Source organism: Bradyrhizobium sp. BR 10289, assembly GCF_019455385.1.
GTDB lineage: Bacteria > Pseudomonadota > Alphaproteobacteria > Rhizobiales > Xanthobacteraceae > Bradyrhizobium.
Window position 1 is genome coordinate 591,329 of record NZ_JACOFR010000002.1, and the last position, 20,141, is coordinate 611,469.

General features: G+C 63.8%; 24 protein-coding genes. 13 read left to right on the forward strand and 11 right to left on the reverse strand.

Going from position 1 to position 20,141, the window contains the following annotated elements; translation table 11 throughout:
* Window positions 1-334: 334 nt before the first annotated feature.
* Window positions 335-1,087 carry an outer membrane protein gene (locus HYH08_RS06360; protein ID WP_220008863.1) on the reverse strand — a complete coding sequence of 251 codons (753 nt, stop codon included), beginning with the start codon at window positions 1,085-1,087 and terminating at the stop codon, window positions 335-337.
* Between the two features lie 390 nt (window positions 1,088-1,477).
* Here HYH08_RS06360 and HYH08_RS06365 point away from each other — a divergent pair, with 390 nt between their 5' ends.
* Entirely contained in the window at window positions 1,478-2,056 is a 579-nt protein-coding gene (locus HYH08_RS06365; protein ID WP_220008864.1) for a hypothetical protein, read from the forward strand.
* Between the two features lie 298 nt (window positions 2,057-2,354).
* On the forward strand, window positions 2,355-2,732 hold the full coding sequence (locus HYH08_RS06370) for a bleomycin resistance protein (RefSeq protein ID WP_349631402.1): 378 nt from the start codon (window positions 2,355-2,357) through the stop codon (window positions 2,730-2,732).
* Between the two features lie 137 nt (window positions 2,733-2,869).
* Here HYH08_RS06370 and HYH08_RS06375 read toward each other — a convergent pair whose 3' ends face one another.
* Window positions 2,870-4,108, reverse strand: a complete 1,239-nt coding sequence (locus HYH08_RS06375; RefSeq protein ID WP_220008866.1) for an MFS transporter — start codon at window positions 4,106-4,108, stop codon at window positions 2,870-2,872.
* Between the two features lie 130 nt (window positions 4,109-4,238).
* Here HYH08_RS06375 and HYH08_RS06380 point away from each other — a divergent pair, with 130 nt between their 5' ends.
* On the forward strand, window positions 4,239-4,847 hold the full coding sequence (locus HYH08_RS06380; RefSeq protein WP_220008867.1) for a TetR/AcrR family transcriptional regulator: 609 nt from the start codon (window positions 4,239-4,241) through the stop codon (window positions 4,845-4,847).
* A gap of 160 nt (window positions 4,848-5,007) precedes the next feature.
* Here HYH08_RS06380 and HYH08_RS06385 read toward each other — a convergent pair whose 3' ends face one another.
* Together HYH08_RS06385 and HYH08_RS06390 are read right to left on the reverse strand one after the other, a co-directional pair.
* On the reverse strand, window positions 5,008-6,381 hold the full coding sequence (locus HYH08_RS06385; RefSeq protein WP_220008868.1) for a PleD family two-component system response regulator: 1,374 nt from the start codon (window positions 6,379-6,381) through the stop codon (window positions 5,008-5,010).
* A 14-nt stretch (window positions 6,382-6,395) separates the two neighbouring features.
* Window positions 6,396-6,761 carry a response regulator gene (locus HYH08_RS06390; RefSeq protein WP_008566616.1) on the reverse strand — a complete coding sequence of 122 codons (366 nt, stop codon included), beginning with the start codon at window positions 6,759-6,761 and terminating at the stop codon, window positions 6,396-6,398.
* Window positions 6,762-7,003: 242 nt separating this feature from the next.
* Here HYH08_RS06390 and HYH08_RS06395 point away from each other — a divergent pair, with 242 nt between their 5' ends.
* From HYH08_RS06395 to HYH08_RS06405, 3 genes are all read left to right on the forward strand, one after another.
* Window positions 7,004-7,315 (forward strand): DUF3572 domain-containing protein, encoded by a 312-nt coding sequence (locus tag HYH08_RS06395; protein ID WP_220008869.1) that lies wholly within the window; start codon window positions 7,004-7,006, stop codon window positions 7,313-7,315.
* Window positions 7,312-8,604, forward strand: a complete 1,293-nt coding sequence (locus HYH08_RS06400; protein WP_220008870.1) for a DNA polymerase IV — start codon at window positions 7,312-7,314, stop codon at window positions 8,602-8,604. Before HYH08_RS06395 ends, HYH08_RS06400 begins: the two co-directional genes overlap by 4 nt.
* A gap of 159 nt (window positions 8,605-8,763) precedes the next feature.
* Window positions 8,764-9,165 (forward strand): ACT domain-containing protein, encoded by a 402-nt coding sequence (locus HYH08_RS06405; protein ID WP_220008871.1) that lies wholly within the window; start codon window positions 8,764-8,766, stop codon window positions 9,163-9,165.
* Between the two features lie 119 nt (window positions 9,166-9,284).
* On the opposite strand, the gene HYH08_RS06410 is transcribed toward HYH08_RS06405, so the two are convergent.
* Both HYH08_RS06410 and HYH08_RS06415 read right to left on the reverse strand, forming a co-directional pair.
* Window positions 9,285-10,178 (reverse strand): ABC transporter substrate-binding protein, encoded by an 894-nt coding sequence (locus HYH08_RS06410; RefSeq protein WP_220008872.1) that lies wholly within the window; start codon window positions 10,176-10,178, stop codon window positions 9,285-9,287.
* Between the two features lie 24 nt (window positions 10,179-10,202).
* Window positions 10,203-11,081, reverse strand: a complete 879-nt coding sequence (locus HYH08_RS06415; RefSeq protein ID WP_220008873.1) for a tripartite tricarboxylate transporter substrate-binding protein — start codon at window positions 11,079-11,081, stop codon at window positions 10,203-10,205.
* Window positions 11,082-11,181: 100 nt separating this feature from the next.
* On the opposite strand from HYH08_RS06415, the gene HYH08_RS06420 reads away from it, so the two are divergent.
* Complete coding sequence (locus HYH08_RS06420; RefSeq protein WP_220008874.1) at window positions 11,182-12,198, forward strand: LysR family transcriptional regulator; 1,017 nt, start codon at window positions 11,182-11,184, stop codon at window positions 12,196-12,198.
* 145 nt (window positions 12,199-12,343) lie between these two features.
* On the opposite strand, the gene HYH08_RS06425 is transcribed toward HYH08_RS06420, so the two are convergent.
* A complete protein-coding gene (locus HYH08_RS06425; protein WP_220008875.1) occupies window positions 12,344-12,763 on the reverse strand; it encodes a RidA family protein in 420 nt (139 codons plus the stop codon).
* Window positions 12,764-12,788: 25 nt separating this feature from the next.
* Between HYH08_RS06425 and HYH08_RS37660 the strand changes: the two genes are divergently transcribed.
* A complete protein-coding gene (locus HYH08_RS37660; RefSeq protein WP_283844102.1) occupies window positions 12,789-12,914 on the forward strand; it encodes a hypothetical protein in 126 nt (41 codons plus the stop codon).
* A 95-nt stretch (window positions 12,915-13,009) separates the two neighbouring features.
* Here HYH08_RS37660 and HYH08_RS06430 read toward each other — a convergent pair whose 3' ends face one another.
* Window positions 13,010-13,780 carry an enoyl-CoA hydratase/isomerase family protein gene (locus HYH08_RS06430; protein ID WP_220008876.1) on the reverse strand — a complete coding sequence of 257 codons (771 nt, stop codon included), beginning with the start codon at window positions 13,778-13,780 and terminating at the stop codon, window positions 13,010-13,012.
* A 98-nt stretch (window positions 13,781-13,878) separates the two neighbouring features.
* Window positions 13,879-14,775, reverse strand: a complete 897-nt coding sequence (locus HYH08_RS06435) for a LysR family transcriptional regulator (protein ID WP_220008954.1) — start codon at window positions 14,773-14,775, stop codon at window positions 13,879-13,881.
* 160 nt (window positions 14,776-14,935) lie between these two features.
* Between HYH08_RS06435 and HYH08_RS06440 the strand changes: the two genes are divergently transcribed.
* Genes HYH08_RS06440 through HYH08_RS06450 form a run of 3 tightly spaced genes read left to right on the forward strand, consistent with a single transcriptional unit; the run spans window position 14,936 to window position 17,088 of the window.
* Window positions 14,936-15,610 (forward strand): peroxiredoxin-like family protein, encoded by a 675-nt coding sequence (locus HYH08_RS06440; RefSeq protein WP_220008877.1) that lies wholly within the window; start codon window positions 14,936-14,938, stop codon window positions 15,608-15,610.
* A gap of 47 nt (window positions 15,611-15,657) precedes the next feature.
* A complete protein-coding gene (locus tag HYH08_RS06445) occupies window positions 15,658-16,374 on the forward strand; it encodes an SDR family oxidoreductase (RefSeq protein WP_220008878.1) in 717 nt (238 codons plus the stop codon).
* 27 nt (window positions 16,375-16,401) lie between these two features.
* Window positions 16,402-17,088, forward strand: a complete 687-nt coding sequence (locus HYH08_RS06450) for an SDR family NAD(P)-dependent oxidoreductase (protein WP_220008879.1) — start codon at window positions 16,402-16,404, stop codon at window positions 17,086-17,088.
* 229 nt (window positions 17,089-17,317) lie between these two features.
* On the opposite strand, the gene HYH08_RS06455 is transcribed toward HYH08_RS06450, so the two are convergent.
* Complete coding sequence (locus HYH08_RS06455) at window positions 17,318-17,719, reverse strand: RidA family protein (RefSeq protein ID WP_220008880.1); 402 nt, start codon at window positions 17,717-17,719, stop codon at window positions 17,318-17,320.
* 71 nt (window positions 17,720-17,790) lie between these two features.
* A complete protein-coding gene (locus tag HYH08_RS06460) occupies window positions 17,791-18,636 on the reverse strand; it encodes a cell envelope integrity EipB family protein (protein ID WP_220008881.1) in 846 nt (281 codons plus the stop codon).
* Between the two features lie 227 nt (window positions 18,637-18,863).
* Between HYH08_RS06460 and HYH08_RS06465 the strand changes: the two genes are divergently transcribed.
* Together HYH08_RS06465 and HYH08_RS06470 are read left to right on the forward strand one after the other, a co-directional pair.
* A complete protein-coding gene (locus HYH08_RS06465; protein WP_220008882.1) occupies window positions 18,864-19,331 on the forward strand; it encodes a RidA family protein in 468 nt (155 codons plus the stop codon).
* 5 nt (window positions 19,332-19,336) lie between these two features.
* The gene (locus HYH08_RS06470; RefSeq protein WP_220008883.1) at window positions 19,337-20,083 is read left to right on the forward strand and encodes a glycerophosphodiester phosphodiesterase; all 747 of its coding nucleotides are present in this window, start codon (window positions 19,337-19,339) and stop codon (window positions 20,081-20,083) included.
* Window positions 20,084-20,141: the final 58 nt, after the last annotated feature.

The following is a 20,141-nucleotide window of genomic DNA, read 5'->3' on the forward strand; positions in this document are numbered from 1 at the left end:
TTCAATGAAAATGCAAAGAACCAAAAAGCGAGAGCGGAAATTCCCTCAGCCCACCGGAGCATACCATCGGGCGGACCACCTGCAAGCTCGACGACTAAGCGCTTACTTTTTGATCAGCGACGGCGAAATAACGCGAGCCGTTAAAGAACAATCTGTTTCGAGGCCGACGAGCATGCCTCGGATCAAAGGCCGCCGATCACAACCAGGCCGCGCGGCGCCCGCGGGCTGCGCCTTCCGCTGCCTGTCAGGCGAATGTCGTCGCGTCGTAGCCTTCAAAGAAATGCCCGGCCGCAATGCGACCGGGCAAGTTCGCTGGAACGGGATGCCGAAAGGCCTAGTAGCGTCCGCCGAAAGCACCGCCGAATTTGTAGTTCAGACGAACCGTGACCAGGTCGACGTCCTGACGGATGCGATCCGCCCCGAAGGCCACGCCCGCAGGCGTGGTGAAGTTGAGCGTACGGTCCTGCATGAACAGATGATCGTATTCGACGCCGGCCGACCAGCCGGGTGCAAATCCGTATTCCAGTCCCACGCCGACCGTGCCACCCCATCGGGTGTCGTCACCGGTGCTGGCCAGCTGAGCGCCGGTTGCGGTCGAGTAGATCCGGTTCCGATTGTCGGTCACGGCTGCACCGCCCTTGACGTAGAACAGAACGTTGTTCGTGGCCCAGCCGACCTGACCGGTGAAGAGACCGAACGCATTGATGCGGGAATCATTTCTGAAACCGGGTCCGAACAGCGTGCTCAAATTGCTGCCGCGCAGGTCGGCCCAATCGCCCTGTGCTTCGAGGCCGAACACCCAAGTGCCGGTCTGCCAACGATATCCGACCTGACCGCCAGCAACGGCGCCGGTGGCATCGTGCGAACCTTCGGGGCCGACCGCGAACGGCGCCACCGAATCCCAGCTGTTGCGGCTCGAGCCCCAACCACCGTTGGCGCCAATGTAGAAGCCGCTCCAGTCGTACACAGTAGCGACCGCCGCTGGAGGCGCCTTGGTGTAAGGACGGGCCGCCATATCAGCGGCGCCGGCGGGCGCTGACAGGCCGAAGGCCAGTGCGCCGGCGGCAAAAACCAGACGTTTATTCATATCAGTGTCTCCTCGAAGGAAAGTTGAAAGCACGGCTTGTTGGCCCCCTGCCGCGTGAAACCTAGGTGGCTCCACTCACCGTTGCTGTAGCGAGGCCGCAACACTGCCAATGGCGGGCCGACTTGTTTGATGCAGATTAAGTTTGGTTCCGCTGGAACCAGCAAAGGATCAGGCGGGGATCGGCGGCGGCGACAAAGCGAGCGAGGGCCGATCCTTTGGACCGAGGATCGCTCCACCTCTCGCACGTCGATGGCGCCGGCGTGCCTCTCTTTCCATCGCTCATTCCATCGGAGGACGACGTGTGCGCTGCGTCACGGATGTCCGCGTCAGGCACGGCTATCACTCATCCCACGACGACAATCTGCTGCAAAACAAACAAACGGGTGGACCATGACGAAGACAGCGATGATCACGAAGATGGCGGCCGCGATGGTGTTGGCGAGCGTGGCGGCAGGTATCACGAGCAATTCCGCGCAGGCCGGCTGGGGTTCGGAGGGACAGTACGGCAATGCGCCCCAGGGCAGGCCTCAGATGGGCCCCCACTTCGGCGGTTATGGCGGCAATGGCGGCCAGCGCCCTGCCATCCTCGTCCCGAGTCCGCGGCCGATGCCGCCGCAAGTCGCTGTCTATCCGCGCCCCGCGCCGCCCCCGGTCTATGTGCCGCCGCAGGTGGTCGTCAGGCCGGTGCCCGTGCCGGTCGTCGTCAACAAGCCGGTGTATGTCCCGACCGCGCCGGTGGTGAAGGAGACGGTCGTCGTCCAGCGGCCCGCGACCGTGGTTGCGAGCACGCCGGCGCCCGTCGTGGCGGCAGCCCCGGCGCCGGTCGTCAACAACAATTGCAACTGCCTCGTGAAGGAATATCCCCAGGCCGGCGTCGTGGTGTTCAGGGATATCTGCACCAAGGAGAGCGCGACCTACAGCAACCTGCCGCAGCAGACCTCGCAGGTCGTGCTGCCGCCGACCCAGTAATCCCTGGCGGCCGCAAGCGATGACGTCGAACGCGGCAAGAGATCTTGCCGCGTTCGACTTACTCCTGCGCGAGCTCGCGGAGCTTGTCCGCATCGTCGCAGGCCAGCCAGAAGGTCGGCATCCGAAACCCTTCACAGAAACGGTCGCAAGGATCCGTGATAAATAGCCCCTTGCGGGAGCGACATCGCGCTCTGCCGCAATTCGCTGACCCACGAGCGTGGAGGACTGCCGAGCCATGGGAATAACGGTAGATAGATTACCTGCTGGCGGCTTCGCTCGGCTTGTACCCGAGTTCGACGTGTTTGACCTGGAACGCAGCAAGTCTTTTTGGTGCGATATACTTGGCTTCCAGATTGCCTATCAAAGGCCTGAGAATCTCTTCATGTACATCGAGCTACAGGGAGCGCAGGTCATGCTGAATCAAACAAATGGCAACTGGGAAACGGGGCCTCTGGAACGGCCGTTAGGGCGCGGGATCAATTTCCAAATCTTTGTCGACTCTGTTGCTCCTCTTCTCAACGCATTGAAACAGCACAACTGGGCTCTCTTCAGAGAGTGTCACGACGCATGGTACCGGATCGCAGGCGAGGAGCGCGGCAACAGGCAATTCCTGGTGCAGGATCCAGACGGCTATCTCCTCCGTTTTGCGCAAGACTTGGGAGTGAGAACTCGCTGAAGCGCACTTTTCGCGCCCTGCCCGTTCAGGCGAAATTCGCTCGTTTCGATTCAGGCCAGGAGCGGCCGATCACAACCGAGCGGCGCGACGTGCGCCGCGCCCGCCCCTGAGCGGACGCTCGCGAGCCATCCTCCCGCCTACGCCGCCTTCAACACCGGCGCTGGCGGCTGCGACGGCCTGACAAGCGCGAACGCCACCTGGACGATGCCGCCGGCGAGGCCTAACGCCACGCCGATGCGCCATGCCATGGTGTAGGAGCCGAGCGCGTCGTAGAGCAGCCCTCCCCCATACGCGCCGAGGAAGCTGCCGATCTGGTGGCTCATGAAGGCGAGGCCCTGGATCATCGCCTGCCAGCGCAGACCGAACATCTCGGCGACGGCGCCTGCGACCAGAGGGCCGACGCCCATCCAGAGGAAGCCCATGATGGCGCCGAACAGCAGCGTCGAGAACGGCGTCGCCGGCAGCATGAAGTACCAGGCGAGCGCCAGCGAGCGCAGGATGTAGATGCCTCCTAACAGCGCCAGCTTGTTCCAGCGCTGGCCGGCCCAGCCGAAGAACAGCGAGCCCAGCACGTTGAAGCCGCCGATCATGCCGAGCGTCTGCGCGCTCAGCATCGGATCGAGGCCGCAGATGGCGAGATAGGACGGCAGATGCGTGGTGAGAAACACCAGCTGCATGCCGCAGACGAGATAGGCGCAGGTCATCACCACGAAGGGGACGTTGCCGAACGCCGCCTTCGCCACCGATGCAGCCGTGGCATCGCCGATATCATCGGCGGCGGGCTTGGGTAGCGGAATGGCGTCGACGCGGCCGGCATACCACGCGGCGGGAATCATCAGCACCGACATGATGACGAAGCCGGCAAGCCCGATGCGCCAGCCAAAACCTTCGTTGAGCATCTGCCCGATCGGCGCCGACAAGAGCGCACCGAGCGAGCCGGCGCCAGAGACGATGCCGAGCACGGTCGAGCGCACCGTTGCGGGCACCGCTCGCGCAGCCACCGACATCGCGATCGCGGCCGCGGTGCAGGCGAGCGACGTCCCGATCAGCACACCGGCGCCGATCATGATGCTGACGAGACCGCCCGCGGTCGCCATCAAAATGAGGCCGACAATGTACATCAGCGCGCCCACAATCATGATCGGACGGAAGCCGTAGCGCACCGTTATCGCGCCTGCGAGCGGCTGCAAGAAGCCCCAGGCGAGGTTTTGCACGGCCAGCGCCAGCGTGAAATCCGAGATCGAGATGTGGATGTCACGCGTCAGCGGCTGCATGAAGATGCCGAGCGACTGCCGCAGCCCCATGCTCAGCGTCAGCATGATCGAGGCGCCGATCAGGATGGGCAATGTCGGACGCAGGACCTGCAACAGGGGCATTTTTGTTCTCCCTCGGGCGCGCGGCACGCGTGCCGCCGTCTGCGATTCTCGATGATTTTAGTTACACAGACCTGTGTACTTAGGCTATGAAAGGTCCAAGCTGTCAAGCGAACAGGATGCGCACAATCGCATGGCTCCCCCGACGACCCCACAGACGATGAAAGAGCGGATTCTCGAGACCGCCGACAAGCTGTTCTATCTGCAAGGCATTCGCGCCATCGGCGTCGACACCATTGCGGCCGAGGTCCGGATCTCCAAGCGCACGCTCTACAACCACTTCCCGTCCAAGGACGCGCTGATCGCGGCTTATCTCGAGCGCCGCTTCGTCCACACCCGCCCCTCCGACAAGCCGCCGGCCGAGCAGATCCTGGCGACGTTCGATTCGCTGGAGCGGCGTTTTGCGGCGAAAGATTTTCGCGGCTGCCCGTTCGTCAATGCGGTCGCCGAGCTCGGCCCCGCCGATCGCGCGGTGAAGAAGATCGCGATCGCCTTCAAGGAAAGCCGCCGCGTCTGGTTTCGCGACCGGCTGAACGAGCTGGGTGTTGCGAGTGCGGATGCGCTGGCGACGCAGCTGGTGCTGCTGGTCGACGGCTCCATCGCGCAGGACCTCGTGCGTGACGATCCCGCGATGGCCCGCGCGGCGAAGGAAGCGGCCAAGGTGCTGTTGCGCAATGCGGGGGTCGATGTGGGCAGTGATGCGAAGCCGGCACCTGTGAAGGGCAAGCGCGCGCCACAATAATCGCTGTCGCCATATTCCTCGGTGTCGTCACCCGCGAAAGCGGGTGATCCAGTATTCCAGAGGCAGTTGTGATTGAATCGAAAAGCCGCGGCGTACTGGATTCCCCGCCTACGCGGGGAATGACAGCGGAGTTTATGGCGCTAGCGACTGCACACGACTATCACGCCGCGTGCGACACCACCCGGTTGCGGCCGTCGTGCTTGGCGCGATAGAGCGCGGTGTCGGCGCGCTTGAGGACGTCGGCAACGGCCTCGCCCTTCTGCTCCAGCGTGGTCAGGCCGATCGAGATCGTGACCTCGATTCGCTTGCTGCCCTTGTGGACGGCAAAGGCCTCGCCCGCGATCGAGCGGCGCAGGCGCTCGGCGACCATGCCGGCGACGTGCAGATCTGTCTCCGGCATCACGATGACGAACTCCTCGCCGCCGTAACGGCAGGCGAGATCGATGCCGCGGATCGATTTGCGCACGCGCACCGCGAATTCGCGCAGCACGTCGTCGCCGGCGTCATGGCCGTAATTGTCGTTGATCGACTTGAAATAGTCGATGTCCAGGATCATTAGCGCCAGCGGCTTGCCGCGCGTGGAGGCCTGCTCGGCGAGCGTCGCCAGATGGCTCTCCATGTAGCGGCGATTGTGCAGGCCGGTGAGCGCGTCGGTGATCGCCATCTCGATCGAGTTCTGCACGTTGTCGCGCAGATGATCGGTGTAGCGGCGGCGGCGAATCTGGGTGCGGGCGCGCGCCAGGAGCTCGGTCTTGTCGATCGGGCGCAAGAGATAGTCGTTGACGCCGATCTCGAGCCCACGAAGCAGCCGCGTCGAGTTCTCGGGGTCGGCGATGGCGAGGATCGGCACGTGGCGCGTGCGCTCCAGCGAGCGCGCCTGGCTGCAGAGCCTGAGGCCGTCGAAATTGTTGAGGTCGAGCGAGACGATCAAGAGGTCGTAATTGCCCTCGGCGGCGTGAAACAGCGCTTCGGTCGGGTTCGGCTCGACGTCGATGGTGTGCTCGGCGGCGAGGATCGTCGCCAGTCGCTCATAGGAGGACTCGCGGTCGTCGACCAGCAGGATGCGACCACCCTTGCCGGTGTCGGCGACGGCGCTGCGCTCGGGCGCCTGCATGCCGATCTCGAGCGAGGTGATGGCGCGCATGCGCAGCTCATCGGTCATCATCTTCAGCCGCGTCAGCGAGCGCACGCGCGCGATCAGCACGACGTCGGAGACGGGTTTTGTCAGGAAGTCGTCGGCGCCCGCCTCCAGCCCGCGGTTGCGGTCGGCCGGGCTGTCGAGCGCGGTGACCATGACGACGGGAATGTGATGCGTCGCCGGATCGGTCTTGAGGCGGCGGCAGATCTCGAAGCCGTCCATGTCGGGCATCATCACGTCGAGCAGGATGATGTCGCACTCGGCGCGGCGGGCGAGCGCCAGCGCCTCGGTGCCGTTCGAGGCCGTCATCACGTCGAAATATTCGGCTGACAGGCGGGCTTCGAGGAGTTTGACGTTGGCAGGAACGTCATCGACAACCAGGATACGCGCGGACACTGTGAACTCACTTCCTATCCGATAAAACGCCGGACCGTCTCAATGAATTTGCCGACCGAGATCGGCTTGGACAAATAGGCCTCGCAGCCGCCCTCGCGGATGCGCTCTTCGTCGCCCTTCATCGCGAACGCCGTGACCGCGACGACGGGAATGGCACGCAGCTCCGGATCGTCCTTGATCCAGCGCGTGACTTCGAGACCCGAGACCTGCGGCAGCTGGATATCCATCAGCACGAGGTCGGGCCGCATCTTGCGAACGAGGTCGAGCGCCTCATATCCATTGCTGGTGCCGGAGGTCTGGTAGCCGTGCGCCTCCAACAGGTCGCGGAAGAGCTTCATGTTGAGCTCGTTGTCTTCCACGATCAGGACGGTCTTAGCCATCCCGCCCTCCTGTTGGTCCTGACGACCGATGCATCTGACGCCTCAGGCGCCGCTTTCCGGCGCTTCGAAAACTGGATTCAAACTAGCCTCGAATTCGCTTGAGTTTCGTTAAACCCAAGGGGCCACTTTCTGCGATGTGGTTTCCAGTTGCTTGCCCCGGGGTCGCAAGACTCAAGACGGAGACTCGGGCATGATGGTTTCAAAGTAGACACCGAAAGTTAACGGAAAGGCAAACCGACCCCTTGAAAAAGCCTGTTCACAACCCCCGCGAAGTCGCTGAAATCGTTGCGATTCAGGCGCTGTCCTTCGTCGCGGGCGAGCCCGAACGGCTGGGCCTGTTCCTGGCCGAGACAGGGGTCGGCCCGGAGACCCTGCGGAACGCCGCCTCGGACCCGAATTTCCTCCTCAACGTGCTCGATTTCGTGCTGCGCGATGACGCCACCGTGAAGGCCTTTGCCAAGGCCGTGGAGCTGCATCCGACCAATATTGCCGCAGCGCGGCAGGTGCTGGGCGACGCGCTCGGCGACCCCTCCTGGGAGCGCGACGTGCCGTGACCATTCCAGATGCGGCCGGGCCCCGCTGCTTCTGCCGGGATTGTCTGGCCGATCTGGACACGGGTTTGCGGCGTTGCTCGGCCTGCGGTTCCCCTCGCCTCGTCCGCCACCGGGCGCTGGCAAGCCTGACCATCGCCCATATCGACTGCGACGCCTTCTACGCGACGGTCGAGAAGCGCGACAATCCTGAGATCGCCGACAAGCCCGTCATCATCGGCGGCGGCAAGCGCGGCGTGGTGTCGGCCGCCTGCTATATCGCCCGCACCTACGGCGTCCGCTCGGCGATGCCAATGTTCAAGGCGCTCGAAGCCTGCCCGCACGCCACCGTGATCCGCCCAGACATGGCCAAGTACGTCCGCGTCGGCCGCGAGGTGCGCCAGGCGATGCAGGCGCTCACGCCGCTGGTCGAGCCGCTCTCGATCGACGAGGCCTTTCTGGATCTCTCCGGCACCGAGCGGGTGCACGGCATGATCCCGGCCAAAGTGCTTGCGCGCTTTGCCCGCGACGTCGAGCGCGACGTCGGCATCACCGTCTCGGTCGGCCTGTCCTGCAACAAGTTCCTTGCAAAAATCGCCTCCGACCTCGACAAGCCGCGCGGCTTCGCCGCGCTTGATCAAGAGGAAGCGCGCGAGATGCTGGCTTCGAGGCCGGTCGGCTTCATCTTCGGCGTCGGCCCTGCGACGCAGGAGCGCCTCATGCAGCGCGGCTTTCGCATCATCGCCGACCTGCAAAAGGCCGACGAGATCGAGCTGATGCGGCAGTTTCCGAGCGATGGCCGCCGGCTGTGGCGGCTCGCCCGCGGCATCGATGACCGCCGCGTTGAGCCGGACCGCGGCGCCAAGACCATTTCCAGCGAAACCACCTTCGAGACCGACATCCGCGACTTCGCGACGCTGGAGAAGATTCTTTGGCGGCTGTGCGAGAAGACGTCGTCGCGCCTCAAGAGCAGCGAGCTCGCCGGCTGCACCGTCACACTTAAGCTGAAGACCGCCGATTTCCGCCAGCGCACCCGCTCGCAATCGATCGCAGCGCCGACGCAGCTTGCCGCAAAGATCTTCTCGATCTGCCGCGAGATGCTCGCCAAGGAAATCGACGGCACCGCCTTCCGCCTGATGGGCGCCGGCGTCAGCGCGCTGCGCGAGGGCTCGGCCTCCGACGACACCGACATGCTCGACCGCCGCGCCGCCCACGCCGAACGCGCGGTCGACAGCCTGCGCAAGAAGTTCGGCAACGCGGCCGTGATCCGCGGCATCGCCTATGACGGGCCGGAGAAAGCCGAGCGGGAGTAATCTGGCTGCGACGAAAGTCCCCAATCCGTCATCCTGAGGTGCGAGCCTTGCGAGCCTCGAAGGATGCACGGCCGAGCTGTCAGTCGGGCCGTTCATCCTTCGAGGCCTCCGGCACCTCAGGATGACGGGAGGCGCCGTAAGAAATAACAGGGATTGACCGTGACAGGCGAACGCGACCTCGATGCACTGCTGAAACAGATGAAACCGCAGATGCAGCCGGGCACCTTCGTGTTCTGCACCATCGCCGCCGATGCCCGCATTCCGGCAGCCCTCAATCCACTGCTGACATTCCGCGAGCAGGAAGGAACGACGCTCGTGGTTCTGCGTGAAGAAGCCGAAGCGGCAGGATTTGACCATGCATTCCCCTCGTGCCTGATCACGCTGACGGTCCACTCCGCACTTGATGCCGTGGGATTCCTGGCGGCCATCACCGCGCGTCTCGCCGCAGCCGGCATCAGTGTCAACGCCGTGTCAGCTTTTCATCACGATCACCTCTTCGTGCCTCACGACAGGGCCGATGAAGCAATGGTTCTGTTACAAAATATGAGCGGGCCGAATTGAGCCGAGGCTGTGTCCTCAAGAGCAACTGATCGTCCGATGTCTGCTCCCCCCACAGCGGCGGAAAACAGACGTCCCCCGTGATCGCAAGGACCATGCGCAGATTGCACAGACCCTACAAGCTACTGAATCACTCGGCCCGCCCGACGCAGAACTTCAGGCGGTACCGTCAGGCCCAGGCGGCGCGCAGGACGCATGTCCACCACAAGGTCGGGGCAGCGCAGGGTCTCGATCGGCAGCTCGGTTGCAGTATCGCCGTCAAGGAGCCGGCTCACTTGCCACGCCATGCGATGGGCGGCTTGCCCGAGCGAGGTTCCGTAGCTCAGAAGGCCGCCTGCCCCGGCCTGGTCCAGCGCCAGCAGGGCCGGTAGATTTTGCGACAGAGCACGCTCGGCAATCTGGGCGGCGTGCACGCCGATGATCGGGTTTTCCAGCGCAACAAGCGCCTGCGTGCCATATTCCCGCATCCTGGCGAAAGCCATCTGCAGATCAGGCTCAGCCCCGCCGACACGCACGTCGATTGCGCGTAGACCGGCTTCCTGCGCGGCGCGCATGCTGGCACTGCGAAGACAATCGGAGACGGCTGCGTCGGACAGATAGGCGATCCTCGCAAGGTCCGGCTTGACCGAGCGCAGCAGCGCGATCTGAGCCGCCGCTTGGCCGACGTCAAAGGTCGTGACGCCGGTCATGTTCCGGAGGGGATCGCCCGAAGGACTCGCAAGGTCGTCACCGGCGGGCTCCACGACTACCGAATAGACAATCGGAATCTTGGCCGAAGCAGCTCTTGCTGCGCGCGCGGTCACCGCTCCGACCGCCGCAATCAAATCGACGCGGAGGCGAGCCATGTCCTGAGCGAATCCAGCGAGTCTTGTCGAGTCACCATGGGCGATCCGCTCGTGGAACACGACGTTTTCGCCCTCGACCAGGCCGCGCTCGCGCATGCCATCCTTAAATCGCGCCACCGGTGGAGCCCCGCCGGCTGCCATGATGCCCACAACATGCACACGATCGCGCATCACGATATCCTCCGGCCGAGCGTGTCAATTTGCCTTGATGGCGGCATCGCGGATGACCTTGGACCATTTCGCACTTTCGGTGCGAAACAGCTTCGCGGAGTCCTCCGGTGTGGTACCGACCACCGTGAACCCAAGGGCTGCCATTTTCTCCTTGATGTCGGGGAGCGTCATGGCGCGAGTGATCTCGCGGTTGAGCAGCGCGATGACCTCGTTGGGCGTCCCGGCCGGAACGACAAACGCAAACCAGCCCTCCCCCTGAATCTGTGGGTATCCGGCTTCGGCCGTATCAGGCACTTCGGGCAGCGCCGACGATCGCGTTTGGCTGGTGACGGCGAGCGCACGCAGTTTTCCTTCGTGGATATGCGGTACCGCGGGCGGTAATGACGTGAACGCGATCGGCGTCTGACCCGCCAACGTCGAGCCAACCGCCTGGCCCGCGCTGTTGAAAGGGACATGCACAAGGTCGAGCCCCAACGACAGGCGAAACAGCTCGCCGATGAGATGTGGCGGCGTGCCGGTGCCGGGTGACGCGAAGCTGTATTTCGTGCCGCCCGCCTTGATAAGCGCGACCAACTCGCTCAGATTCCTGGCCGCCAGCGAAGGATGGATTGTCACCACCGTGGGCGCACTCACCGCCACCGTCACCGGCGCGAAATCCTTGTAGGGATCGTACGGCACCTTGTCATACATCGCCGGATTGACGACGATGTTCGGCGGTACGACGAGAACGGTGTAGCCGTCGGCCGTGGCCCGCGCGCCTTGACCCATTCCGATGTTGCCCCCGGCACCGCCGACATTCTCGACATAGAACTGGTTTCCGAGCTGCTCGGAGAGCTTCTGGGCGGCAAGGCGGGCGAGGATGTCGGCTGGGCCGGCGGGCGCGTATGGCACCAGCAGACGCACCGGCCGGGCTGGATAGCTCTCCGCAATCGCAAAGGACGACGACGCGGACGCGGCAATCGAGCCTGCGGTCAGTTGCAGAAATTGCCGACGCGATGGCTTCATGACCCTTCTCCTCGATCGGACAAGCCTGTCTATCGCTCGGGTAAAAGTTCAGCTATTATATGTGTCGAGCAAAAATCATATCGAAAGCGATATGGTAATGGAGCTACGACATCTCCGGCATTTTGTTGCCGTCGCCGAAGAAGGGCATATTACGCGGGCAGCCGAGCGGCTCGGTATGCAGCAGCCGCCGCTTAGCCAACGTATCAAGGCGATCGAAGCCGAGCTGGATGTTCAGCTGTTTCGGCGCAAGGCCCGCGGCGTCGAACTGACCGAAGCCGGCCAGGTATTCCTCGATCGAGCGCGGGCGACGCTTGCGCAGTACGACGGCGCGTTCGAAGCCACGCGCAGCGCGGCGCGCGGCGAGCAGGGCCGCCTCTGCGTGGGCATTGTTCCGACCACACCGTTTCATCCTTTTGTGCCGTCCATCATTCGGGCGTTTCGTACGGCCTACCCGCTGGTCTCGCTAACGCTCGATGAGTGCCTCGGCCAGGAGGCGCTCCAGCGCCTGAGCGATGGGCAGATGGACGTTGCCTTTCTGCGCGCCCCCGTCGAATCGCAGAAGCTCGTCGTCAATCCGTTGCTGGTAGAGCCAATGGTGGTCGCCTTGCCGAGCGATCACGCGCTGGCGCGGGGCGATCGTGGCCGCGGGGCTCTTGCATTGAAGGACCTTGCCGACCAGACATTCATTATCTACGCGCGCCAGCTTGGGCCAGCGTTTTATGAGGCGACGATGACGGCCTGCATGAAGGCGGGGTTCACCCCTCGTCTTGGCCAGGAAGCGCCTCGAATTATATCGGCGCTGAGCCTGGTCGCCGTCGGGCTCGGGATCTCACTGGTTCCGGCGTGCATGCAGCGTATGACAATGGACGGTGTCGCGTACCGGCCGATCAAAGGCGGCGGTCAACCGAAAGCGGTGTTGAACCTCGCGTCGCGCCGCGGCGAACCGTCGCCGGTCGTTCGCAATTTCGTAGGCTTGGTGCGGCGAGCAGCACGGAATTTTCCGAGCGGGTCTTGAGGATCGGCGCAATGGAAGGTCTGCTTCGGATCAATTCGGCAAAACTCATGTGAGCAAGATAGCTCTGCTGACAGACGGATAGCGCCCGCCGCCTCGCCGCCTCCCAGAGCATGCTCTAGCCTGTAGCGAGACGGCTGGCTTCGATTCAAGGAGACAGCTCATGACGGTGATCGACAACCACCGCCTCGATCTCGATCAGCCATTCCGACGCGGCGAGCGCGGAGACGCCGACCAGGGTCGAGGCCGGGGGCTCCATGCCTTCGAAGAAGGCCGAGCGGGCCTTGCCGATGATCGGGCGCAGCTCCGGCTTGTAGCCGACCACGAAGGTCGTGACCTTGACGATGTTGGCGTAGGTGGCGCCGGCCGCCTTCAGCGCGCGACCGAGATTCTGCATCACCTGCGTGGTCTGCGGGGCGAGATCGCCCTCGCCGACGATGCGTCCCTCCTCGTCCACCGACACCTGGCCGGAGGTGTAGATCGTCCGCGCGCCGGTGGCGGTCACAACGTGGAAATAAGCAGGATTGTGGTGCAGGCCGCAGGGGCGGAGATGATCGAGCTTGGGCATGGTGCTTGCCTGCCGGAGTTTATGGTTGGGAGAGAGCTTAGCCGGAGACCGCGCCGAGCGCGCGGTCGACACTTTGCGCAAGAAATTCGGCAGCGCCGCGGTGATCCGCGGCATTGCCTATGACGGGCCGGAGAAGGCGGAGCGGGAATGATCTGGCGACGAGATTGCACAGCGCGCCCCGAATGAACGCTTAGCAGTCAGCTCTGCCGTCGGGCGTTCGGACATGCAATCCAAACGTCGACCGCTTCAGCTTTGTACGGCCATGCTGCGCGCAACCGCAGCGGCGCTGATACCCTCGAGAGCGAGCCCATATCCTGTTCCCTCGTCGATCAGGCGACGGAGCTGCTGGGTGAGAGCAATGCGCGTATACCGGCCTGTCAGCGGCGGCAGCGCGGCGATCCCGTCGGCGATCTCGTGGGCACGGGCGAGCAGACGGTCGGCTGGCACGATTTCATTCACGGCGCCGTAGTTCTTCGCCGTCTCGGCGTCGAGCACCTGCCGGGTCAGCAGGAAGTACCGACCGCGGATCGATCCGATCACATGCGGCCAAAGGATGTGTACGCCGTCTCCAGGCACGATGCCGAACTCGAAGTGCGGTTTGTCCTGGAATACCGTGTCGGGTGTCGCGAGAACGATATCGGTCAGGAGAGCGTATTCGCTGTGGAGCAGCACCGGGCCGTTCAAGGCGGTGATCATCGGCACCTCGATGTCGAGGATGTTGGAGAGCACCTTGCGACCCTCGCGCAGGATCTTGTCGTAACCCTCGGGCGTAAAGAAATCGAAGCCCTCGGGATTGATCGCATCCATGAAGGCGTCGCCCGAACCGGTCAGGATAACGACCCGATTCTCCCGGTCCTCTCCGATCTGATGGAACAGATCCACGAACTGCTCGTGGGTGTGACCGTTGAATACCAGCTTGCCACCATCGGTGTGCAGCACGACTTCCAGTACGCCGTTATCCTTGCGCATCAGGCGGACGTTCGGGAAAGCGTCGCGATAGGTGTCGAATTTGGCCATTGTACTGATCCTCGATTAAGGGCCGTCCGGAAGCGGCGGCGTGGGGATCAGCTACGCGGTTGTTGCCCGAGATGGACGACGGCACGAGGCAATAAGTCTTATGCTTGTTGGGAATAGGGAGGCGTCATCGCCCGCTCCACGAAAGTGGCGAACTCGCGCGCCTTGGCACTGGCCATGCGACCTGCGGGAAACACGGCCCAGAGGTCGAGCGGCGGCAATTCCCAATCCTTCAGGACGCGTTGCACTGTGCCACTAGCCAATTCAGGAGCGAACATCCAGTCGGACGCAATGGTCAGCCCCATATTGGCAAGCACCGCGGCCCTCAGGCCCTCGGCTGCGCTCACCCTGACGCGCCCTCGCACCGATACCGATGCCGCCGCGCCATCCCGGGTGAACGACCAGACGTTGGGAAGCTGGCTATAGATCACCGCCTCGTGGGCCCCGAGATCGGCCGGGCTGTTAGGCTGGCCTGCGCGGGCGAGGTAATCGGGCGTCGCCAATACCGAGCGGCCCCCCGTCGCCAGCTTGCGCGCGATGGCCGAGGAATCGGCCAGCTCGCCCATTCGCAGCGACACATCGATACCTTCGGCGACCAGGTCGATGATGCGATCGTCGAGGATGACATCGATCTCAAGCTCTGGATGCTGGGCGAGAAAACGCGGCAGCAGCGGTACGATATGGAGCCGCGCAAAGGTTGTTGCGGCCGAGACACGCAGGCAGCCGGTGAGCCCTGCGCCGGCCCCTCGCGCGGCGAGCTCGGCCTCGTCGGCCTCCTGGATGGCGGCCTTGGCCCGTTCATAAAAGCGAAGCCCGGCCTCCGTCGGGCTCAATCCATGCGTCGTGCGGAGCAGGAGGCTGACCTGAAGCCGGCTTTCGAGCTGCGCAATGGTCTTCGAAACCGCGGGTTGCCCGACATTGAGCTGGCGTGCGGCAGCCGAGAACGAGCCCGTCTCGACCACGCGCACGAACGTTGCCATCGCTTGAAATCTGTCCACCATCATTCCTCCTGGGAATGATCGTTATCGCTCGAAGCCTGCTGCCCTGTCGAGCGGAAGGGATGCATTCTCGCGGCACATCAGCGAACGGATTGCAAGGCGCGCACTTCCTCACCACCGGGCACGACTGCCCGAATTCCAAGCTCCAGGGAGCAGAACGATGTCTCTTCAAGCCAGGCTCGACGCATTCAAAGCCGAGTTTCAAGCCGGCAAGCCGCCCTACAACGTGCCGCGATCTGTGATCGAAACGATGCTGCGCGCGACAGCCGAGCTGGTTGCCAGCGGCGCCGCCGGCCACGCACTCAAGGCGGGCGACAGGGCGCCGGCCTTCACCTTGAATGACCCCGATGGTCGGCCCGTTTCTTCGGCGGACCTGCTTGCCAGGGGGCCTTTGGTGGTCAGCTTCTATCGCGGCGTGTGGTGCCCGTATTGCAACATGGAGCTGCAGGCGCTCCAGGCCGCTTTGTCCGAGTTCGACAAGCTCGGCGCGAGTCTCGTCGCGATCTCGCCGCAGAGCGCGACCAACAGCCGCAAATCCGTGCGCCAAAACGCTCTTGGCTATCCGATACTGTCGGATCCTCACAATGATGTGGCAGCTGCGTTTGGCGTTCGTTATGCGCTGCCGGACTATCTCGTCGACCTCTACAAGAGCCTCAAGAACGATCTCCCGGCATTCAATGGCGACCAGAGCTGGACGCTGCCTATGCCCGCGCGTTACGTGATCGGACAGGATGGGACGATCCTCTACGCCGAGGTCAATCCGGACTACACCCGGCGCCCGGAGCCTGAGGACATGCTGCCGTTGATCCGGCGCGCTGTCGCGGTCTCGCACTGACATAACGCCGCTGCTTCATCGCGGCCCGCCTCTCTGCGGAGTGTTCCATGTCTCGCACCTTCCTCATCACCGGCGCCAGCAGGGGTATCGGCTTGGCTCTGGCCCATCGCCTCAGCCAGAATGGTCATCAAGTCATCGGCTTTGCGCGCAATGCGGCACCGGATTTTCCCGGCACGCTTCTTCCTGTCGAGCTCGCCGACGCAAAGGCGACCGGCGAAGCGCTCGACAGTATTTTGAAACGCTTCCGCGTCGATGGGGTCGTCAACAATGTCGGGCTGGTTCGTCCGCAGCGGCTCGGCGCCGTCGATCTGACCGCGCTTGAGGACGTGATGAGGCTTAATCTGCACCCGGCACTTCAGGCCGTCCAGGCGCTCCTGCCAGGTATGACAGAGCGAGCCTGGGGACGGATCGTCAACATCTCCAGCCTGACCGTCCTCGGCGCGGTCGAACGCACCGCCTACGCAGCCGCAAAAGCTGCTCTGGTGAGCTTCAGCCGGAGCTGGGCGCTCGAGCTGGCGCGCACCGGTATCACTGTCAATGCGGTCGCTCCTGGACCAACCGAGACGGAGCTGTTCCGCGCCAACAATGCTCCCGGAAGCGACGGGGAGCGCCGCTACCTTGCCAGCGTTCCGATGGGACGATTTGGCCAGCCTGACGAGATCGCCGCAACCATCGCGTTCCTGTTGTCCGATGCTGCGGGCTTCATCACCGGCCAAACCATCCATGTCGATGGCGGCGCGTCGATCGGCAAGCTTTCCTTCTAGCCTCCAAAATCAACTCGGAAGATCATCATGGCTCAACAAACTGCTCTGGTTCTGGGGGCCTCTCGCGGCCTCGGCCTCGCCCTTGCGGAGGAATGGCTGACACGTGGATGGCACGTGATTGCGACCGTTCGCACCAGCTCGAGCGACCTTGCGAAGCTCTCGAACCGGTTTCCCGGCAAGCTCGATATCGAAACGATGGAGATCAACCAGGTCGAGACGATCCGCGCGCTTCGAAAGCGGCTCGATGGGCACAGTGTTGACGTTCTGTTCGTGAACGCCGGGATCGCGCGCGTGGTCCCCGAGAGCCCGGCCAGCGCAAGCGAAAGAGACTTTCTCGACATGATGTTGACAAATGCGTTCTCACCGGTTCGGGCTGTCGAGTTGTTGCGAGATCTGGTGCCTGCGGGTGGCACGATCGCGATCATGAGCTCCGAGCTCGGCAGCATCGAGAACGCCACCGGCTCCTGGCAACTCTATTCCTCCAGCAAGGCTGCCCTCAACATGCTCATGAAGGGCTATGCCGCCAAGCATCCGAGCGATGGACATGCGTTGCTCCTCGTCGCTCCCGGCTGGGTGCGAACCGAGATGGGCGGCGGCGATGCGCTCCTCTCGATCGAGGAGAGCATTCCGCTCGTCGTCGACATGATTGAGTCCAATCGGGGCCGAACTGGCTTGCGCTACGTTGATCGCTTCAACAAGCAGCTACCCTGGTAAACCTTTGAAAACGCGATGGCTGATCAACGAGCGCGCCAGAATGCACCGTCGCGCAGCCTCCCGATTGGCCGTTGGCATTGTCAGATGGCCACGATCGCATAATGCCACTGTTTTGCCCGACGCGTCAAGTGAAATTTCTAAAAATACGAAATGGCGCGACCGTCGCGATCGCGCCTCTACTGTGCATGGGGTTGTTTTCGAGTTTTTGCGGATGCGCGGCCTTTCGACCTCAATCCGCAACCGCGATCGCCTCGATCTCGATCAGCCATTCCGGCGCGGCGAGCGCGGAGACGCCGACGAGGGTCGAGGCCGGCGGCTCCATGCCTTCGAAGAAGGCCGAGCGGGCCTTGCCGATGATCGGGCGCAGCTCCGGCTTGTAGCCGACCACGAAGGTCGTGATCTTGACGATGTTGGCGTAGGTGGCGCCGGCCGCCTTCAGCGCGTGACCGAGATTCTGCATCACCTGCGTGGTCTGCGCGGCGAGATCGCCCTCGCCGACGATGCGCCCTTCCTCGTCCACCGAGACCTGGCCGGAGATGTAGATCGTCCGCGCGCCCGAGGCTGTGACGACGTGGGAATAAGCGGGATTGTGGTGCAGACCGCTGGGACGGAGATGATCGAGCTTGGGCATGGGCTGGCTCCCGGAGTTTGTGGTTGGGAGCGAGCGTAGCGAAAGACAGTGTCGAGGGCCAGCCTCGACGCTCAATTGCAGGGCTTGCTGTCCTTGACGTCGAACTTGCCCATCGCGCCCGAAATCACGAAATCGTTGTAATCGAGCACGAGCTGGCGCGAGACGCCGTTTTCGTAGAGCTCGAACGCCATCGCGTAGACCGGCGTCTGCTCGCCTTCCTTCTGCTGCGACTCGCGGTCGAAATAGCTGACGGTGACGGGCCAGCGCTTCAGCGACTTCATGTGCTCGTCCGAGGTCGAGGCATCGGGCGAGGCGGTGCGGTCGTCGGGGATCGGCTGGCCGATCACGGTCAGCGTGTTGTAGACCTTCTGGCCGTCGTCGGAGCCGTCATAGACGGAGAGCTCGAGCAGCGACTTGCCCTCCTTGGCGGCGGCAATGATGCGCTGGATCTGCTCGGTCGGGAACACGATCTTGCCGTCCAGCGTAAAGCTCTTCGGCGCCGGCAGCTTCAGCTTGACGTTGATGTGGTCGCCGTCGCGCTCCGCCGAGCCGTCGACCCGGCCGGCATCGGCCTCGTTCATCCGCGTCTCGATCTTGAAGCGGTAGCTCTTTCCCGCCGCGTCTTCCCAGGAATTGGAGCGGAGGTCGCTCAGCGTGATCTTGCCCTCGCCGCTGTCGAGCTCCGACACCTGGCGGAATTCGGAGGTGTAGCCCTCGCACGAACTGCCGGTGAAATTGTAGAGGATGCGGCCGCGCGCGCTGTTGATCGAATTGGAGCGCGATTTGACGAGGCTGAGGTCATAGAGCGCCTGATGCGCCAGGAAAGGACCGTTGGCGGCTTGCGCCAGGCTGCCCGGGCCGGCAGCGGCCGCTGCGAGCGCGATCACACCGAACGAAGTCCGAAAAAGGTGCTGCATGTCTGGTCCCTGGGGAAAGCGCAGATTCGGCATTTTAATGACCGTTCCATTACGTCGCAACTGAGGCGGTTTCACGTAAAGTTGCGGCCGGCGCGTTGAACCTCCTGCCCTGGCTCGGAAAAATGCATCCCCCTCCGGTTGCTTGCATGTGGCGGCACGATGGGCGAAACAGGTCCCGCCTGGCCGCCACGGCCGGAGCGGATGAATTTTTGACAACGAGGTCGGACATGGCGGGCACGGTCGAACAGAAGCTGGCGGAGCAGGGCATCAAGCTGCACGAGGCCCCCACCCCCGTGGCCAATTACGTGCCGTTCGTGCGCACCGGCAATCTGCTGTTCGTCTCCGGCCAGGTTTGCTACGACCCCTCCGGCAAGCTGATCGCCAAGGGCAAGCTTGGCGCCGGCGTCTCGCTCGAAGACGGTACCGCGGCCGCGCGTGGCTGCGCCGTCAATTTGCTGGCCCAGGTCAAGGCCGCGCTCGGCGACCTCGACAAGGTCACCCGCGTGGTGCGCCTCGGCGGCTTCATCAACTCGGCGCCGGACTTCCTGGAGGGGCCGAAGGTGCTCAACGGCGCTTCCGACCTGATGGTCGCCGCTTTCGGTGACAAGGGCCGCCACGCCCGCACCACCGTCGGCGTCGCCTCGCTGCCCGGCGATGCCGCGGTCGAGGTCGACGGCGTGTTCGAGGTCGCCTGAGGCGCATGCGCGCTCCGGATTGGCTGACAGCCCGGCCGGTCGCCCATCGCGGCCTGCATGACATCTCCCGTGGCATCGTCGAGAACATGCCGGGCGCGGTGCAGGCTGCGATATCAGGCAATTTCTCGATCGAGGTCGACATCCAGCTCTCGTCCGACGGCGAGGCCATGGTGCATCACGACCATGCGCTCGGCCGCCTCACCGAAGCGGCCGGCCCGGTCGTGGCTAAAACAGCTGCGGAGCTGAAGGCGGTCAAGTTCAAGGACACCGGCGAGCGGATGATGTCGCTGTCCGACCTCTGCGCTATGGTCGCCGGCCGGGTGCCGCTGGTGATCGAGGTGAAGAGCCATTTTGACGGCGACCGCAGGCTGGTGAAGCGGATGGCCGAGGTGCTGTCGTCCTATCAGGGCCGCGCCGTCGGCATGTCCTTCGATCCCGACCAGGTGCTGGCGCTGCGCGAGCTGTTGCCGGAGCGCCCGCGCGGCATCGTCGCGCAGCGGAGCTATGAGGACGAGTACTGGGCTTACCTGACAGAGGCGCAGCGCGACAGCATGCTGTACCTGCGCCACGGCTTCCAGACCCAGCCGCATTTCGTCGCCTTCAAGGTCGACCACCTCCCGGCGCCTGCCCCCTGGATCGCCCGCAACGTCTTCGGCTGCGCCCTGCTCGGCTGGACCGTCCGCACGCCCGAGCAGCGGACGCGGGTGGGGCAATATGCCGATCAGATGATCTTCGAGGGGTTCGTGCCGTAGGGCTCCGTGCCCCGGACGCGCTGCGTCCGGGGCACGAGACCTGCGTTCCCGCCCCCCT

Bases quoted from the DNA above. Each gene is read 5' to 3' on its own strand.
- HYH08_RS06455 (WP_220008880.1), bottom strand. From the start codon at position 17,719: ATGCCCAAGCTCGATCATCTCCGTCCCAGCGGTCTGCACCACAATCCC.
- HYH08_RS06420 (WP_220008874.1), top strand. From the start codon at position 11,182: ATGACCCTTCTCCTCGATCGGACAAGCCTGTCTATCGCTCGGGTAAAA.
- HYH08_RS06470 (WP_220008883.1), top strand. From the start codon at position 19,337: ATGCGCGCTCCGGATTGGCTGACAGCCCGGCCGGTCGCCCATCGCGGC.
- HYH08_RS06365 (WP_220008864.1), top strand. From the start codon at position 1,478: ATGACGAAGACAGCGATGATCACGAAGATGGCGGCCGCGATGGTGTTG.
- HYH08_RS06360 (WP_220008863.1), bottom strand. From the start codon at position 1,087: ATGAATAAACGTCTGGTTTTTGCCGCCGGCGCACTGGCCTTCGGCCTG.
- HYH08_RS06410 (WP_220008872.1), bottom strand. From the start codon at position 10,178: ATGCGCGATCGTGTGCATGTTGTGGGCATCATGGCAGCCGGCGGGGCT.
- HYH08_RS06445 (WP_220008878.1), top strand. From the start codon at position 15,658: ATGTCTCGCACCTTCCTCATCACCGGCGCCAGCAGGGGTATCGGCTTG.
- HYH08_RS06440 (WP_220008877.1), top strand. From the start codon at position 14,936: ATGTCTCTTCAAGCCAGGCTCGACGCATTCAAAGCCGAGTTTCAAGCC.
- HYH08_RS06380 (WP_220008867.1), top strand. From the start codon at position 4,239: ATGGCTCCCCCGACGACCCCACAGACGATGAAAGAGCGGATTCTCGAG.
- HYH08_RS06425 (WP_220008875.1), bottom strand. From the start codon at position 12,763: ATGCCCAAGCTCGATCATCTCCGCCCCTGCGGCCTGCACCACAATCCT.
- HYH08_RS06430 (WP_220008876.1), bottom strand. From the start codon at position 13,780: ATGGCCAAATTCGACACCTATCGCGACGCTTTCCCGAACGTCCGCCTG.
- HYH08_RS06450 (WP_220008879.1), top strand. From the start codon at position 16,402: ATGGCTCAACAAACTGCTCTGGTTCTGGGGGCCTCTCGCGGCCTCGGC.
- HYH08_RS06460 (WP_220008881.1), bottom strand. From the start codon at position 18,636: ATGCAGCACCTTTTTCGGACTTCGTTCGGTGTGATCGCGCTCGCAGCG.
- HYH08_RS06465 (WP_220008882.1), top strand. From the start codon at position 18,864: ATGGCGGGCACGGTCGAACAGAAGCTGGCGGAGCAGGGCATCAAGCTG.
- HYH08_RS06390 (WP_008566616.1), bottom strand. From the start codon at position 6,761: ATGGCTAAGACCGTCCTGATCGTGGAAGACAACGAGCTCAACATGAAG.
- HYH08_RS06375 (WP_220008866.1), bottom strand. From the start codon at position 4,108: ATGCCCCTGTTGCAGGTCCTGCGTCCGACATTGCCCATCCTGATCGGC.